18 protein-coding genes are annotated in these 15,551 nt (G+C 70.8%); 2 read left to right on the top strand and 16 right to left on the bottom strand.

The features are described 5' to 3' along the window. Nucleotides 1-12: 12 nt before the first annotated feature. The 5 genes from H7965_RS10745 to H7965_RS10725 all read right to left on the bottom strand — a co-directional run bounded on the left by H7965_RS10745 (nt 13) and on the right by H7965_RS10725 (nt 4,530). Entirely contained in the window at nt 13-1,338 is a 1,326-nt protein-coding gene (locus tag H7965_RS10745) for a TRAP transporter large permease (protein ID WP_186770578.1), read from the bottom strand. Further along, the gene (locus H7965_RS10740) at nt 1,338-1,841 is read right to left on the bottom strand and encodes a TRAP transporter small permease (RefSeq protein ID WP_186770577.1); all 504 of its coding nucleotides are present in this window, start codon (nt 1,839-1,841) and stop codon (nt 1,338-1,340) included. The genes H7965_RS10745 and H7965_RS10740 overlap by 1 nt, the downstream gene beginning before the upstream one ends. 10 nt (nt 1,842-1,851) lie before the next feature. Beyond that, nucleotides 1,852-2,898, bottom strand: coding sequence for a TRAP transporter substrate-binding protein (locus H7965_RS10735; RefSeq protein WP_186770576.1), 1,047 nt, complete (start codon nt 2,896-2,898; stop codon nt 1,852-1,854). A gap of 124 nt (nt 2,899-3,022) precedes the next feature. Next, nucleotides 3,023-3,649 carry a 2-dehydro-3-deoxy-6-phosphogalactonate aldolase gene (locus tag H7965_RS10730; protein WP_186770575.1) on the bottom strand — a complete coding sequence of 209 codons (627 nt, stop codon included), beginning with the start codon at nt 3,647-3,649 and terminating at the stop codon, nt 3,023-3,025. Next, a complete protein-coding gene (locus H7965_RS10725; RefSeq protein WP_186770574.1) occupies nt 3,646-4,530 on the bottom strand; it encodes a 2-dehydro-3-deoxygalactonokinase in 885 nt (294 codons plus the stop codon). The genes H7965_RS10730 and H7965_RS10725 overlap by 4 nt, the downstream gene beginning before the upstream one ends. A 200-nt stretch (nt 4,531-4,730) precedes the next feature. Here H7965_RS10725 and H7965_RS10720 point away from each other — a divergent pair, with 200 nt between their 5' ends. After that, on the top strand, nt 4,731-5,885 hold the full coding sequence (locus H7965_RS10720) for a lactonase family protein (RefSeq protein WP_186770573.1): 1,155 nt from the start codon (nt 4,731-4,733) through the stop codon (nt 5,883-5,885). 4 nt (nt 5,886-5,889) lie between these two features. Here the strand turns inward: H7965_RS10720 and H7965_RS10715 are convergent, their stop codons facing one another. After that, nucleotides 5,890-6,054: a hypothetical protein gene (locus H7965_RS10715; RefSeq protein ID WP_186770572.1), complete on the bottom strand. Its 165-nt coding sequence runs from the start codon at nt 6,052-6,054 to the stop codon at nt 5,890-5,892. Between the two features lie 216 nt (nt 6,055-6,270). Here H7965_RS10715 and H7965_RS10710 point away from each other — a divergent pair, with 216 nt between their 5' ends. Next, nucleotides 6,271-7,467 carry an LLM class flavin-dependent oxidoreductase gene (locus tag H7965_RS10710; RefSeq protein ID WP_186770571.1) on the top strand — a complete coding sequence of 399 codons (1,197 nt, stop codon included), beginning with the start codon at nt 6,271-6,273 and terminating at the stop codon, nt 7,465-7,467. 350 nt (nt 7,468-7,817) lie between these two features. On the opposite strand, the gene H7965_RS10705 is transcribed toward H7965_RS10710, so the two are convergent. The 10 genes from H7965_RS10705 to H7965_RS10665 all read right to left on the bottom strand — a co-directional run bounded on the left by H7965_RS10705 (nt 7,818) and on the right by H7965_RS10665 (nt 15,421). Next, nucleotides 7,818-8,063: a hypothetical protein gene (locus tag H7965_RS10705; RefSeq protein WP_186770570.1), complete on the bottom strand. Its 246-nt coding sequence runs from the start codon at nt 8,061-8,063 to the stop codon at nt 7,818-7,820. 193 nt (nt 8,064-8,256) lie between these two features. Beyond that, entirely contained in the window at nt 8,257-8,871 is a 615-nt protein-coding gene (locus H7965_RS10700; protein ID WP_186770569.1) for an HAD hydrolase-like protein, read from the bottom strand. Between the two features lie 131 nt (nt 8,872-9,002). Next, nucleotides 9,003-10,805 (bottom strand): ABC transporter ATP-binding protein/permease, encoded by a 1,803-nt coding sequence (locus tag H7965_RS10695; protein WP_186770568.1) that lies wholly within the window; start codon nt 10,803-10,805, stop codon nt 9,003-9,005. 401 nt (nt 10,806-11,206) lie between these two features. Then, nucleotides 11,207-12,139 carry an ACR3 family arsenite efflux transporter gene (gene arsB, locus H7965_RS10690; protein ID WP_456308146.1) on the bottom strand — a complete coding sequence of 311 codons (933 nt, stop codon included), beginning with the start codon at nt 12,137-12,139 and terminating at the stop codon, nt 11,207-11,209. Next, the gene (locus H7965_RS32265; RefSeq protein WP_456308145.1) at nt 12,097-12,291 is read right to left on the bottom strand and encodes a hypothetical protein; all 195 of its coding nucleotides are present in this window, start codon (nt 12,289-12,291) and stop codon (nt 12,097-12,099) included. Before H7965_RS32265 ends, arsB begins: the two co-directional genes overlap by 43 nt. After that, nucleotides 12,288-12,680 carry an arsenate reductase (glutaredoxin) gene (arsC, locus tag H7965_RS10685; RefSeq protein ID WP_186770567.1) on the bottom strand — a complete coding sequence of 131 codons (393 nt, stop codon included), beginning with the start codon at nt 12,678-12,680 and terminating at the stop codon, nt 12,288-12,290. Before arsC ends, H7965_RS32265 begins: the two co-directional genes overlap by 4 nt. Continuing rightward, nucleotides 12,677-13,024, bottom strand: a complete 348-nt coding sequence (locus H7965_RS10680; RefSeq protein ID WP_186770566.1) for an ArsR/SmtB family transcription factor — start codon at nt 13,022-13,024, stop codon at nt 12,677-12,679. Before H7965_RS10680 ends, arsC begins: the two co-directional genes overlap by 4 nt. Before the next feature lie 76 nt (nt 13,025-13,100). After that, complete coding sequence (locus tag H7965_RS10675) at nt 13,101-14,072, bottom strand: 2-hydroxyacid dehydrogenase (RefSeq protein ID WP_222440562.1); 972 nt, start codon at nt 14,070-14,072, stop codon at nt 13,101-13,103. A 294-nt stretch (nt 14,073-14,366) separates the two neighbouring features. Then, the gene (locus H7965_RS10670) at nt 14,367-14,528 is read right to left on the bottom strand and encodes a hypothetical protein (protein ID WP_186770565.1); all 162 of its coding nucleotides are present in this window, start codon (nt 14,526-14,528) and stop codon (nt 14,367-14,369) included. 158 nt (nt 14,529-14,686) lie between these two features. After that, nucleotides 14,687-15,421, bottom strand: coding sequence for a response regulator (locus H7965_RS10665; protein ID WP_315898687.1), 735 nt, complete (start codon nt 15,419-15,421; stop codon nt 14,687-14,689). Nucleotides 15,422-15,551 lie beyond the last annotated feature (130 nt).

The following is a 15,551-nucleotide window of genomic DNA, read 5'->3' as shown; positions in this document are numbered from 1 at the left end:
GCGGGTCAACACTCAGCTCAGCAGCCGCACCAGCCACAGGCTGAGCCCCGGAAACGCCACGCAAATCGCCAGCCGGATCAGGTCCATCCCGAGAAAGGGCAACACCCCGCGGTAGGTGCGGGCGATCGGCACGTCGCGCGCCAGGGAGGCGATGACGAAGACATTCAGCCCGATCGGCGGCGCGGTCAGCCCGATGCCGACCACCACCAGCACCAGTATGCCAAACCAGATCGCCGTCTCCTCCGGGCTGGCAAGGCCGAAATCCAGTGCCGTCACCACCGGGAAGAAGATCGGCAGGGTCAGCAGGATCATCGCCAACTCATCCATCACCGCGCCGAGGATGATGTAGGTAAACAGCAGCAGCGCCAGCACGCCGAGCGGCGGGACATCCTGCTCGCCGATCCAGAGCGCGAGCAGCTCCGGCGCCGAGGTCAGGGCAAGGAATGCGTTGAACACCTCGGCGCCGAGCAGGATGACGAAGATCATCGCCGTGGTCTCGGCGGTGGCCAGCAGCGCCTCCCGCACCTGCCGCGGCTTCAGCGTGCCGCGCAGCACGCCGACCGCGAGGGTCGCGACGCAGCCGATGGCGGCGCTTTCGGTCGGGGTGAAGACGCCGCCATAGATGCCGCCGACCACCACCACGGCGATCAGCAGCACCGGGATGGCGTTCAGCATCGCCACCTGCATCTCCGGTCCGGCCGGCCGGGCGGCGGCAGGCGCCAGGGAAGGGCGCCAGCGCGCTACCAGCGCGATCGCCAGGATGTAGAGCAGCATCGCCAGCACGCCGGGCACCAGTGCCGCCATGAACAGCTTGGCGATGTTCTGTTCCGTGCTGATGGCATAGACCACCAGGATCACGCTCGGCGGGATCAGGATGCCGAGGGTGCCGCCCACCGCGATGGTGCCGGTGGCGAGGCCGGGGTCGTAGCCGTAGCGCCGCAACTCCGGCAGCGCCGCCCGGCCGAAGGTGGCGGTGGTGGCGACGCTGCTGCCGCAGACCGCGCCGAAGCAGGCGCAGGCGCCGATCACGCTCATCGCCATGCCGCCGGGCCGGTGGCCGACCAGCGCATTCGCCGCGGCGAAGAGGTCGCGCGCCAGCCCGCCGCGCTCCGCCAGCGCGCCCATCAGGATGAACAGCGGAATGACCGAGAGGGTGTAGTTGGCAAACAGGTGCCAGGGCGTGGTCTTCAGGTAGTTCAGCAGGATCGCGGTATCGACGATCCACATGTAGCCGCCGGCGCCGACCAGCAGCATCGCCAGCCCGACCGGGCAGCGCAGCGCGATCAGCCCGAGCAGCGCCGCGAAGCCGGTCGCCGCCAGCAGGAATTCAGGCGCCATCAGCCCTGCGTTCCCTTGGATCCCCGCGCCAGCCGCAGCGCCCAGTACCCCGCCGCCAGCGCCGTCGCGGCGAAGCCCAAGGCGCCGAGCCCGACCGCCCACCAGCTCGGAAGGCCAAGCACCATGGTGGTGGTGCCGCTGCGCCAGGTCTCCCGCGCGCCGACCAGCAGCCGTTCCGCCAGCACCGCCGCCACCGCCATCCAGACCAGGGTCCAGAATGCATCCATCGCCCGGGTCACGCCGCGCGGCAGCCAGCCCGTGAAGCTGTCCACCAGGATGTTGGTCCGCCGCAGCGTGCCATGGGCGAGGAAGCCCATCACCGCGATGCCGGAGCCAAGCGAGACCAGCTCGAAATCCCCCGGCACCGGCTGGCTGGTGATCCAGCGCTGCGTCACCGACCAGGTGGCGAGCAGCGCTGTCGCCAGCAGCACCGTACCGCCGGCCAGCGCCAGCGCCAGGCCGAGCCGGGCGATGGGGCCTGTCGGCGCGCGATCGTCGTCCACCGGCGCGGAGTCAGGTGACGCCGGCGCCGTGCTTCGCCATCAGCGCCCTGGCCTCTGCGAGCAGTGCCGGCGCGTCCAGCCCGCGCTCCCGGCCCTGGGCCAGCCAGCCATCCACCACCGGCTTCGTCGCCTCCATCCAGCGAGCCTTCTCTGCCTCGGTGATGGTGATGACCTGGTTGCCGCGGCGGCGCACATCGGCCTCCACCATCGGGTTGCGCTCGTCCCAGGGGACAGCGGCCATGCGAGCGGCGGCGGCGCCGCTGTTGGCATCCAGCACGGCGCGCAGCTCGGGCGCCAAGCCCTCGTACTTCGCCTTGTTCATGGCGAGGATGAAGGTGGCGATGTAGAGCGTCGGGCTGCCAGGGACCTCGGTGTGGTGCTTCACCATCTCCTGGAGCTTGATGGAGGGCACCACCTCCCACGGCACCACCGCGCCGTCGATCACCCCCTGGCTCAGCGCCTCCGGCACCTGCGGCACCGGCATGCCGACCGGGGCGGCACCCAGCGCCCGCAGCGCCTCGCCGTTCAGCCGGGAGGGGAAGCGCAGCTTCAGGCCGCGCAAATCCTCCATCGTCCGCACCTCGCGCCGGCTGTGGATCAGCCCCTCGCCGTGGCCCCAGACGCAGAGCGGATGGACCTCCCGGAATTCCTCCCGCAGGTGCTTGTCGGCGAATTCCTGGATGGCGAGGCAGTTCACGATCGCCCGCTTGTGCGAGACGAAGGGCAGCTCGAACACCTCGATGCGTGGGAAGCGGCCGGGGGTGTTGCCGGGCAGGGTCCAGATGATGTCGGCGACGCCGTCCCGTGCCTGGTCGAACAGCTGCGGCGGCGCGCCGCCGAGCTGCATGGAGGGAAAGATCTGGATGCGCAGGCGATTGCCGCTCTCGCTGGCGATCTTCTGCGCCCAGGGCTGCAGGAAGTAGCGGTGCACGTTGGAGACGGCGGGCAGGAAGTGGTGCAGCCGCAAGGTCACCTCCTGCGCTGCGGCGCCGCGGCCGAGCAGCAGCGCGGGGGAGGCCAGCAGGGCAAGGCGCGGCAGGTGGCGGCGAGGCAGCATCGGGCGTTCCCCCAGGCATTCTGAGACGCATTATCGTTACGGCTCGGGCGACCGTGGCGGTGGTTTCACCCGAAACCGGTGCGCCGCGCCAGAGGTTTCGCGCGGCACCGCCCCGGCGCGGCGCTCAACCGAGCGCGGCCCGCAGCGCCCGCGCCCGTTGCCCGACCACCGCCGCCGCATCGCCCGGCTTGTAGAGCGCCGAGCCGATTCCGAAGCCGGCCGCCCCGGCGGCGCGCCAGGCCGGGATGCTCTCCGCCGCCATGCCGCCGACCGGCACCACCGCGGTGCCCTTCGGCAGCACCGCCAGCAGCGCCTTCAGCACGGCAGGGGAGGCAGCCTCGGCCGGGAACAGCTTCAGCGCATCGGCCCCGGCTTCCAGCAGCGCGAAAGCCTCCGCCGGGGTGAAGAAGCCGGGGGCGGTGAACATGCGGCGGGTTTTCGCGACGTGCACCAGCAGCGGGTCGGCGTGCGGCGTCACCAACAGCCGGCCGCCAGCGCCGGCCACCTCGCCGACCTGCGCCGCGGTCATCACCGTGCCGGCCCCGACCAGGGCGCGGTCGGCGAAATGCCGGGCGAGGCGGCGGATGCTCTCGACCGGCTCCGGCGAGTTCAGCGGCACCTCGAGGATGGTGACGCCGGCCTCGACCAGCGCCTCCCCCACCGGCACCGCCTCATCCGGGGTGATGCCGCGGAGGATGGCGATGAGGGGACAGCGGGCGAGCCAATCCGCCAGGGTCTTGGGCTCGGTCATTGCAGCGTCTCCGCGATCATCGCCAGGCCGCGCGCGGCGATGTCGGGGTCGTGCCGCCGGTGCGTCAGGCCGAATTCCTCGAAGGCCAGCGCATAGAGGCGGCAGAGGGTTTCAGCCCCCGCCAGGTGCACGGGTCCTGCCGGGGCGCCATCCTCCACCACGGCGCGGACCTCATGACCGATGAGCAGGCCGGAGAGGTAGTCGTCGGTCTCCGCCGCCGCCAGCTCGCCCAGCAGCCCGAGGGCGCGGGTGCCGAAGACCTGGTGTAGCAGCCCGCCGCCCTGCCGGGCCCGCCGGACGCCACGCAGGAAGGCCGCGTCGCTGCCCGGGCCGGGCTCGACAAGGCGACCGAGAATGCTGTGCTCCAGCAGCACGGCGCGCAGCTCGCCGGTCATCTGGGTGGTGAAGCGGGTGATCCTTCCGCCCTCCAGCCGCGCCCATTTGCTGTGGGTGCCGGGCAGGCAGAGCAGCGCCGGGGCGGGGCCGAGTTCGGCCAGCAGGCCGACCAGCTTGGTCTCCTCGCCACGCATCACATCCGGCACGCCGGCGGCGTCGCGGGAGGTGAGGCCGGGGACCAGCAACAGGCGGGCATCGGGGTGGGGGATCGGGGTGAGGGCGGCGGCGATCTCGGCCGGGCCGGCCGGGCAGGGCAGATAGGGCGCCTCCACCCAGCCTTGCCGGCTGCCGACCATGCCGCAGAGCAGCACCAGGGCTTCCCCCTGCGCCAGCCAGGGGCCGATGGCGGCCTGCAGGGCGGCGGGGAAGCCGCCCAAGGGGATCGTCAGGATGCCGCCCGCGCTCTCCACCCGGTCGAGGATGGCGCCGCCGGCGGCGAGCCGATAGGCGCGGAAGGAGGAGGTACCCCAGTCGATGCCGATCATCGGGAGAGGCTAGCAGGAGGCGCTGCCCCCTGCACCCCCGCCAGGGGCGCTCTGGGCCGGCATGAGTGTGTCAGGTCCCAATCGTGGCCGATGGGGCCTCATGCCCATCACGGAACAATGATCGCCCACATCCCTGCCACAACGGCCCCCTACCGCCGACACTCCCAGGCCGGGCACTGCCCCAATGGGAGGAATGAGCAATGAAACACCTGCTGCTCGCTGGCGCGGCGCTGCTCGGCCTGGCCGGCACTGCCCCAGCGCAACTCGTGCTTTCGGCCAATGACAACAAGGTGGTGCTGGACAACGGCAGTACCCGCACGGTGCGCGACCCGGCGCCGGACACAATCTCGGTTATCGACCTTTTGGCCAACCCGCCGGCCGTCCGCGCCGAGATCGAGGTGCCGGCCAGCGTCGTCGGCCCGCCGGTTTCGGTCGCCGTCACCCCGGACGAGCGCCTCGCCCTGGTCACCGCCAACCAGCGGCGGGACCCGGGCGATCCCTCGAAGCTCGTCCCCGGCAATACCATGGCGGTGATCGACCTGACCGCCAACCCGCCGCGCGTCGCCGCCACCGTGCCGACCGGCGCCGCTCCGGCCGGGGTTTCGATCAACCGCGCCGGCACCATGGCGCTGGTCGCCAACCGGGCGGAGGGCACGGTCAGCATCTACCGCATCGCCAATGGTCAGGTGACTCCGGCCGGCAAGGTGGAGATCGGCCCGGTTTCCTCCGAGGTCAGCCACGTGCAATTCACCCCGGACGGCCGGCACGCCCTGGTCACCCGCTACGGCGACCATTCGGTCAGCCTGCTGCGGATCGAGGGCGACCGGGTGGTGAAGCTGGACCGGGAGATCACCACGGGCGTCCGCCCCTATGGGCTGGCGATCACCGCCGATGGCCGCTGGGCGGTGGTGGCGAATATCGGCCGCGGCACCGGCGATGCCGATACCGTCAGCCTCATCGACCTGCAGCGCGAGCCCTTCCGCATCGTCGACACCATTTCGGTCGGCCAGACGCCGGAAGGCATCATGGTCAGCCCGGACAACCGGCATGTGGCAGTGACGGTGATGAACGGCTCCAACAAGCCGGCCGGCTCGCCCTTCCATGGACCCGGCATGGTCCGGCTGCTGCGGATCGACAATGGCCGGCTGAGCCTGGTGTCGGAGGCGCGGGTCGGCACCTGGTCGCAGGGCGCCGCCTTCTCCAACGACGGCAGGACGCTGCTGGTTGGCAACATGGTGGAGAAGGACATCTCCGTGCTGCGCGTCGCCGAAGACGGCAAGCTGACCGATACCGGCACCCGCATCCGCGTCGGCGGCGGCTCGGCCGCGCTGCGTACGGCCGAACGGCCGCGCTGAGCGGTCAGGCGCCGGGGCTCGCCGGCGCGATCCGGCCGGCGCGCCCCAGCCGCGGCTCCAGGCTGCGCAGGATTGCCTCGCTGCGGCGGCGCAGCAGCCACCAGCGAAGCCGGCGGAGGAGGCTGCGGCGGGCCGGGGCGGCGGTGGCGGGGGTGATCGTGGCGGCCATGGCGGGTTCCTCCGGTCTTGATGCCGAGACCTTGCCGCCACGCCGCCGCGGCCGCCGTGCGCTGGAACACAACCCGTGCCGGCGACCAGTCAACCGGGCGCCTGCCCCGACCCGACACAATGCCGAGCCGGCGGTTCACGCCCCGGGTTTCCACCCGGGGCGATCGCAGGCTAGCCTGCTACCGGAATTGGTCCCAACCAAGAAAGGCGGTTCTCCATGGCCCATCGCGGCTTGCGCTTCGGCATCTTCCTGGCGCCGTTCCACCGTGTGGGCGACAACCCGACCCTCGCCCTTGGCCGCGACCTGGAACTGGTCTCCTGGCTCGACAGCCTCGGCTACGACGAGGCATGGATCGGCGAGCATCATTCCGCCGGCTGGGAGATCATCGCCTCGCCGGAGATCTTCATCGGCGCGGCGGCGGAGCGGACCAAGCACATCATGCTCGGCTCCGGCGTCACCTCGCTGCCCTACCACCACCCCTTCCTGGTCGCCCAGCGCTTCGTCCAGCTCGACCACATGACGCGCGGCCGGGCGATGCTCGGCTGCGGCCCAGGTGCGCTGGTCTCCGACGCCTACATGATGGGCATCAAGGCCGAGGATCAGCGGCGGATGATGGATGAGAGCCTCGGCGCCATCATGCAGCTGCTGGCCTGCGAGGAACCGGTGTCGATGAAGACCGACTGGTTCGAGCTGAACCAGGCCCGGCTGCATCTGGCCCCCTACACCTATCCGCACTTCCCGATCGCGGTGGCCAGCGCCACCACCCCCTCCGGCGTGCTCACCGCTGGCAAGTACGGGGTCGGCCTGTTGTCGCTGGGTGCCGGCCTCCCTGGCGGCAATGCCAAGCTGGCGGAATACTGGCGCCAGGGCGAGGCGGAGGCGGAGAAGCACGGCAAGCGCTTCGACCGCGACGGCTGGCGCCTCGTCGTCAACATGCATTGCGCCGAGGAGGATGAGCGCGCCTTCCGCGACGTCGCCCGCGGCGAGCGGACCGAGACGCTGGCCTATTTCAGCGAGACCCTGGGTCGCCCGCCGATGCGCAGCGAGGACCCGCTCGGCGACGGGCTGAAGGCCGGCACCACGCTGGTCGGCTCGCCGGAGACCATCGCCAAGGGCATCGAGCGGCTGCTCGCCTATACCGAGGGCGGCGCCGGCGGCGTGCTGTTCCGCGCCCATGAATGGGCCAATCGCGAGGATACGCTGCGCAGCTTCGAACTCTTCGCCCGCTGGGTCATGCCGCGCTTCCAGGGCTCGCTGCGGATGCCGGCCGAAAGCCGCGAATGGTGCAGCGAGAACCGCAGCGGCATCTTCGGCCCGAGCATGGGCGCGCTGCGCAAGGCCTTCGAGGATGCCGGGCAGGAGGTGCCGGACCATATGCGGCTGAGGCTGCATACCGGTAAGGTCGATCTCTAGCAGGCTGCGGGAAGCGCGGGCAGCGCTCGTGACCGCCACCGCCTCGTCATGGCCGGGTTTGGCCCGGCCATCCCTGACCGGCTGGATTTGCTGAATATCCGGGCGCGCGGGTCAGGCCCGCCCATGACGGAAACAGGGGCGCCGCCATTTACTCCGCAGCATGCCAGGGACTGTCGGCTCCAGAGCCGGTTAGCGGCGGAGATACCGGATGAGTGCCGCGATCCCGAGGACGAGAAGAACGAGCAGCATGAGCCCAAGCAGGCCCATGCCGCCCATCATCCAGTGCATCCCCTCCATCCCGCCATGCATCATCCGCGGTCTTCCGAACTCCAGGCTGGCGCCCTTTCCGGTCAGCGGCCAGGCGGGGTTGCCGGGGTCGGTATACCCGCCCGTTCCTCAAGCTGCCGGAGGCGGGTGTCCATCGCGGCCATCCGCTGCATCATCGGGCAGCCACCCGCCATGATGCCGCCCTGACCCTGCATCATCGGCATCTGCTGCATCGTGCCGCCTTGGGGCTGCTGCGTGCCCTGGGCAAAGGCGCCCGCCGTTGCCAGAGCTCCCGCCAGGGCGGCAGCCGGAACGATGAACCTGCGCATGCGGTCTCCTCCCTTGTTGTGGTAGGAGAAACGCCCCTCCCACATGGGAGGGTTCCAGATGGCAAGGGCATAATTCCGGGGTTCCCCCTGGCCTCCGCCACGGACCGGCTCAGGCGCCAACGGCCCCGAGGCGACGCCGGGTTGCATGCGCAGCGTTCCTCCCCTCACCAAAGGGCTTCGGAAGCCTTGCGGTTCAGCCTAAGCGCGCGGTGATGTCTGCGGGCGTGGCGAAGACTTCGGCTGGAGACTGGGCCAGCAGCGCGGCGGGGCTGGCATAGCCCCAGAGCACGGCGCCGAAGGCGAAGCCGGCCTTGGCCGCCGCCTCGGCGTCGCGCTGCTCATCGCCGATGTAGAGCGCCGGCGCCACCCCGGCTTGGCGCGCCAGGCGGCGCAGCTTCGCCGGCTTGCCGAACAGCCCGGCGCCGCAGCCCCAATGCGCGATCCGCGCCGCCGTCTCCGGCCCGAGCGCGGCCCGGATATTCGCCTCGCTGTCTGAGCTGACGATGCCGAGGGTGAGCCCCGCCGCCTGCAGCCGCGCCAGCATCTGCGGTACCTCCGGGAACAGCGGAATTACCGCCTCCGCCTTCAGCTTCCGCATGTGCATGGCGATGAGCGGCAGCTTCCAGGACGGCACCTGCAGCCGCCGGAGGATTTCGCGGCTGTCGCAATGGCGCAGCGCGTCCCGTTCCGCGGCATTGACGCGGCGGAAGCCGAAGCGGTCGGCGACGCTGTTCAGCACCCCGGCGAACCAGGGGAAGCTGTCTGCCAGCGTCCCATCGACATCGAAGACCACCAGCCGATACCGCATGTCCATCCATCATCTGGCGCCATGGCGAGTCTCCTGTCGCGCCAGCGAAGGAGAAGCCCCCGGCTTCCCCGCCGTCGCCTTGAAGGCCCCCGCCCAAACCCCGGCCGGGATCTGGGGGCTGACCCCGGCACTTACCCCATGGCCGCCAGCGCCAACACCCGCCCGTGCCCCAAATGGACCCGCCGCGGCAACGCCTCGGCCGGGATCAGCCGCCGCCCCTCCAGCCGCAGGACCCGGTGGTGGAAGGCCGCCAGCCCCGGGCGATGGCCGATCGAGAGTACCGCCGTCCCGGCCAGTTCCGCCTGGAACAGCCGCATCAGCGCCGCCTCGCTGGCCTCATCCAGCGCCGAGGTCGCCTCGTCCAGCAGCACCCAGCGCGGCGCGTGCAGCAGCAGCCGGGCGAAGCCGAGCCTTTGCTGTTCGCCTAGCGACAGCACCCGGTCCCAGCGTCCCGCCTCATCCAGCCGCGGTGCCAGCGCCGGCAGGCCGCAGCGGAGCAGCGCGGCGCGCACCGCGGCCTCGGTGAAGCTCCCGGGGCCGGCCGGGTAGCACACCGCCTCCCGCAGCGTGCCCAGCGGCAGGTAGGGGCGCTGCGGCAGCAGCATCAGCCCGGCGGAGGCGGACGGCCGGCGGATGACGCCCTCGCCCCAGGGCCAGAGACCGGCGGCGGCACGGAACAGGGTGGATTTGCCGGCGCCACTCGGGCCCTGGACCAGCACCCTCTCGCCCGGGCGGATGGTCGCCTCGGCGCCCTCGACCAGCACCGCGCCGCAGGGGGCGCGCAGGGTCAGGTCGGTGAAGGCGAGCACCGGAACCTCCCCCGGCACCACCTCCTCCACGACGATCCCGCCGGCTTCGCCCAGCGCCGCGGCGGCATCCAGGCTATCCTCCAGCGCCACGATCCGCTCGACATGGCTGCGCCAATCGGCGAGCCGCGGCCATTGCTCCTGGAACCAGGAGAGCGCGCCGGTGACCGAGACGAAGGCCTGGGCGAGTTGCACCAGCGCACCCAGGGTCAGGGCGCCGGCGAAGTAGCGCGGGCTGGCCAGCAGTAGTGGCAGCACCGCGGCGACCATGCCGTAGCCGGAGCCGAGCCACATCAACTGCCGCTCCCGCCGCAGCAGCCTGTGCATCACCTCCACCACCTGGCCGAAGCTGCGGCGGAGGCCGCGCGCCTCATCCGCCGCGCCGCCGCTCAGCGCCACCGCCTCGGCATTCTCGCGCAGCCGCAGCAGGGCGAAGCGATGGTCGGATTCCGCCTGGTTCCGGGCGATGTTGATCCCGACCATCGGCCGCCCGATCGCCCAGGTGAGAAGGCTGCCAATGATGGCATAGGCGATGGCAACGAAGACCAGGCTGCCGGGTACCGCGACCCCGCCGACCTGGACGATGCCCGACAGCATCCACAGCACGCTGGCGAAGGAGACCAGGGTGAGCAGCGCATTCAGCAGCGCGGTGGCGAGGTCGACGGCCATCGCCGTCGCCCAGCGGGTGTTCTCGCTGATCCGCTGGTCCGGGTTGTCGGCGGCATCCGGCAGCAGGCCCATGCGGTAGTGGCCTGCATTGTGCAGCCAGCGGTCCTGCAGATGCTGCACCAGCCAGCGGCGCCAGCGCAGCGACAGCATCTGCCGGGCCCAGAGCTGGGCGACGGCGGCCGCCATGCTGAGCCCGGCGAGCAGCAGGAACAGCCAGACATGGCCGCCGAGGGCAGCGTCGCTGCGGCGTTCGAGGGCGTTGAAGAAGTCGCGGTGCCAGAGGTTGACGCGGAGCAGGATGGCGATCTGCGCCACCGTCAGCGCCAGGGTGGCGGCGGTCAGCCCCCAGGCGACGGCTCGTTCCTCCGAGGTGTACCAGCCGCGCGCCATGCGCCAGGTGCGGCGGAAGGGATTCTGGTTCGGGGTGGGGCAGGGGGTGTCCGGTCTGGTGTGGGCCAAGGCGGGCACTCCCTTGCAACGACAATCAGAAGGAAGGCAGTATACAAAAATGCGTGAGGCCACAACTGGATTGTGGCCAGATTGGGGCAAGCTCACGGCAGTGTTGCCGAGGCGTCGCAGCGTGTCGGTGCGTTGGGACACAGGGGGAGAGCTGTGCGTCACAGGCCAGGGCAGGGCCTTTGGCGCGGCGCCCCTGCTCAGGCTGGGGCGGCAGGCGGCTAGGGAAGCGAGTGCCCGTACCCAAAGCGGGCCGCCAAGGCGTCAGCGCCCCGGAGCGTCAGGCTGCCCTGCAAGCGGCAGGCTGCAGCGGATTGGCGTTCGGCCATGACCGCAATCCGCTGCAGCCGATCGACGCGGCGTCCAGGCGCGACCGGAAGGCGGCTGCCTGGCCTCAAGGGCTGCTAGGCAGGGCGGCGCGGAAAGGCCCCGCGTTCGTACCAGCCGCGCGACCGCCGGACGATGTGCACGACGGAGAGCATGACCGGCACTTCCACCAGCACGCCGACGACCGTGGCCAGCGCCGCGCCCGACTGGAAGCCGAACAGGGCGATGGCCGTCGCCACCGCCAGTTCGAAGAAATTACTGGCGCCGATCAGCGCCGAAGGCCCTGCCACGCACCACGCGACGCCGAGACGGCGGTTCAGCCAGTAGGCCAGCCCGGCATTGAGGTAGACCTGGATCAGGATCGGCACCGCCAGCATGGCGATGACGGCGGGCTGGCGCAGGATCTGCTCGCCCTGCAGGCCGAACAGCAGCACCAGGGTCAACAGCAGCGCCGAGAGCGACAGCGGCGCCAGACGGCGCAAGGTCCGGCCGAGCGCCGCCGGCCCGCCCTTGGCCAGCAGCCCGCGCCGCCAGAGCTGCGCCACGACCACCGGCACCACGATATAGAGCACGACCGAGAGCAGCAGCGTATCCCAGGGCACCGTGATCGAGGACAGGCCGAGCAGCAGCGCCACGATCGGCGCGAAAGCGAAGATCATGATCGTGTCGTTCAGTGCGACCTGCGACAGGGTGAAATGCGGTTCGCCCTCCACCAGGTTCGACCAGACGAAGACCATCGCCGTGCAGGGCGCCGCCGCCAGCAGGATCAGCCCAGCCATGTAGCCGTCGATCATCCCGGCCGGCAGATGGGGCCGGAACAGCAGGCCGATGAACAGCCAGCCCAGCAGCGCCATCGAAAACGGCTTGACCAGCCAGTTGATTCCGACCGTCGTGGCGATGCCGCGCCAATGGTGGCCGACCTGCCCCAGCGCCGCCAGGTCGATCTTCAGCAGCATGGGGACGATCATCAGCCAGACCAGCACGGCAACCGGCAGGTTGACCTCCGCCACTGTTCCGTGCCAAGCGCCTGGAACAGGTCCGGCATGGCCTGCCCGAGGCCGATGCCGGCGATGATGCAGAGCGCGACCCAGAGGGTGAGATAGCGCTCGAACAGTCCGAGGGCCGGCGCCTGGTCCGGCGCGGCGGTGGCGGCCTCGCTCATGCCGGGAGCTTCGCGGCCAGCGTGCCGTCCGCCGGCGAGGCGGGGAGGATGTCCCACACTGTCTCCGACGGGCGGCAGAGCCGCGCGCCGAGGGGCGTGACGACGATCGGACGGTTGATGAGGATGGGGTGCGCCGTCATCGCATCCAGCAGCGCGTCATCCGTCAGCGCCGGATCATCCAGCTTCAGCGCGTCATAGGGCGTGCCCTTCCGGCGCAGCACCTCGCGCACCGGGATGCCCATGCGGCGGATCAGCTCGGCCAACTCGGCCCTAGCCGGTGGGGTCTTCAGATACTCGATGACCCGCGGTTCCGCCCCGCTCTCGCGGATCAGGGCAAGGACGTTGCGCGAGGCGCTGCAGGCCGGGTTGTGGTAGATGGTGACCGTCATGCGGTGGTTCCTTCCTTGGCGTCGTTGCAGGCCGCTGCGCTGAGGCCGCAGGCCGCGGGATCGCCCTGGCAGCAGTTCTCCGTCAGGTAGCTGACCAGCGCGGTCATGGCCGGGAACTCCGCCTGGTAGATCAGCGACCGCCCCTCCCGCCTGAAGCTGACCAGGCCGGCCTGCCGGAGCTGGTTCAGGTGGAAGGACAGGGTCGCCGAGGGCAGGCCCAGCCGCCCGCCGATCTGGCCGGCCGGCATCCCCTCCGGTCCCGCCTGCACCAGCAGGCGGAAGGCATCAAGGCGGGACTCCTGGGCAAGCGCCGAGAGGGCGGCGATGGCGGCTGATTTCTCCACGCCTCTAAAATAATGGAAATATATAGGCGATCAAGTACCGGAGAGGCTTCCCTCTCCGGTGCCTGGGAAACCCGGTTCAGCCCGCCAGTTCGGGAATGACCCAGAGTGGCTTCTCGCCCCGCGCCACCCGCTGGCAGTTGTCGAAGGCGTTGCGGAAGCGGGCCTGCTGATTGTCCCAGGTGGGGCCGGCGAAATGCGGCGTCAGGATCACATTCGGCAGGCGGAACAGCGGGTTGTCGGCCGGCGGCGGCTCCTGGTCGAAGACGTCGAGGCCGGCGCCGGCGATGCCGCCATCCGACAGTGCCGCGGTCAGCGCCACCTCATCGATCACCGGGCCGCGGCAGGTGTTGATGATGTAGGCGGTCGGCTTCATCAGCTTCAGTTCCGCGGCGCCAATCATGTGCTTGCTGGCCGGGGTCAGCGGCACATGCAGCGAGACGATGTCGGAGTTGCGCAGGATCTCGTTCAGCAGCTTGAAGCGGACCGAGAGCGCGTCCTCCTCGGCCTCGGAGACGCGGCGGATGTCGTAGTAGTGCACCGTCATGCCGAAGGCATTGGCCAGCCGCGCCACCTTCTTGCCGATGGCGCCGAGCCCGACGATGCCGAGCACCTTGTCCCGCAGCTCATAGAGCTTCGTCTGGCTCGGGTCGTTGCCGCGCCAACGGCCGGAGGCGACGTTCTCATGCTGCCAGACCAGGCGGCGGCAGGTCGCCAGCATCAGCATGATGGCGTGTTCGGACACCGCCGTGCTGTTGGCGCCGCCATTGTTGCAGACCGGCACCCCGGCGCCGCGCGCGGCTTCGATGTCCACCGTGTCGTAGCCGGCCGAGAGCAGCTGGAACAGCTTGATGTGCGGCGCCGCGGCGTAGAATTCGGCGTCGATCGCCTTGTTGCCGAAGCCGACCAGGAAATCCGCCGTCGGCACCGCGGCCTTGAACTCCGGGCTGCCGAAGGGAGCGATCACCAGCTCGAAGCCCGCGGGCGCCAATTCGCGGGCGATCTCGGCAGCGCTGAGGGCGCTGTCCATCATGACGATGCGGGGGGCCATGCTTCCTCCTTTGGCCGACCGATTCAGGCCACCGCGGCATATGCCGCGGCGCCCACCGGACGGTGTGCGTCCCCGCACCACGCGGGGTTCAGAATTCCCGCAGATTGTCCCGGAATCGCACATGCGCATAGGCACGCCGCGTCAGGCCGCGGCGTTGCAGCGCCGGGAAGCCCATCCGCCACCTCGGCCAGGCTGCGGCGGCTGCCGTCGTTCATCGAGAACAGGAGCCGTCACCGCCCACCTCCTCGGTGGCTAAGGTGGGGAGGATGTCGATGCGGCTGGTGGCGGCGGCCATCAAGGTGCGGTGATGGCGGGGGCCTGCCGCGGCACCGCCAGGCCGCGCTTCAGGCAGATCTCGCGCGAGCCGCCATAGGCGTCGCCGACATGGCTGCTGTCCCCGATCAGGATCCAGTCGAAGCAGGGGCGTTCCGGCCGCCGCGCCAGATCGCAGAACATCTCCGGTACCATCCAGGCGCGGCCGATGGCCGGTGAAGGGCTCCGCCCAGGCCCGTGCGGAGGAGTCCTGGAGGAACCAGCCAAGGTGAGAGGGTTTGGGGATCCACCCGCTCCATGCTTGGGATGGCATAGCCGGGCATGCACCATGCCAGCGGCGGTCAGCGCCCGGGCACCACCCGCGCCAGCTCCGCCAGCAGCACCGCGCGCTCCAGCGGCTTGCTCAGATGCCCGTCCATGCCCGCGGCGCGGCTGGCGGCAATGTCCTCCGGCATCGCATAGGCGGTGAGCGCGATGACCGGCACGCGCCCGGCCGCGCCCTGCAACCCGCGGATCAGCATGGTGGCGGCATGGCCGTCCATCTCCGGCATGCCGACATCCATCAGCACCGCATCGGGCGGCGGGCCGCGGCGCAGCGCCTCGACCGCCGAGGCGCCATCCGCTGCCTCCGTCACCACATGCCCCTCCGACTCCAGCAGCGCGCGGGCCACCATTTGGTTGGGACGGACGTCATCCACGACCAGCAGGCGCAGCGGCCGCGCCGGGGCGGCGGGCGGCGGCGGCGCCTCCAGCCGCGCCGGCGGCAGCGGCAAGGTCGCGGAGAAGGCACTGCCCCGCCCATCCGGCCCCGCCGCGTGCTGCATCGTTCCCCCCATGGCGCGGGCGAGGGCGGTGCAGATCGCCAGGCCGAGCCCCGTGCCCTCGCCGGCGGCGCTTGCCCGCCGGCTCTGCATGAACTCGCCGAACAGGGTGTCGCGCAGCTCGGGCGGCACGCCAGGGCCGGTGTCGGTGACGGTGAGGCGCAGCGCACCCGCCGGCGCCCGGGACGCGCGCAGCGTGACCTCGCCGCCCGCCGGCGTGAATTTCACCGCATTGCTCAGCAGGTTGAGGAGAATTTGCGTAAGAGGGGCAAAACCTGTGGTGGTCAGGCGGGCTGGCAGCGCTGCCGGACCAAGTCGGGCAAGTACGGGATGCTGGCTTGGCCTGGGATGCCGAGCCTGGCGCCGAGGTAATCCCAGAAGCTGA

This window comes from Siccirubricoccus deserti, assembly GCF_014283215.1.
Taxonomy (GTDB): domain Bacteria; phylum Pseudomonadota; class Alphaproteobacteria; order Acetobacterales; family Acetobacteraceae; genus Siccirubricoccus; species Siccirubricoccus deserti.
Note: the sequence above shows the minus strand (reverse complement) of the source record. Positions and strands in the feature narration are given on the sequence as shown.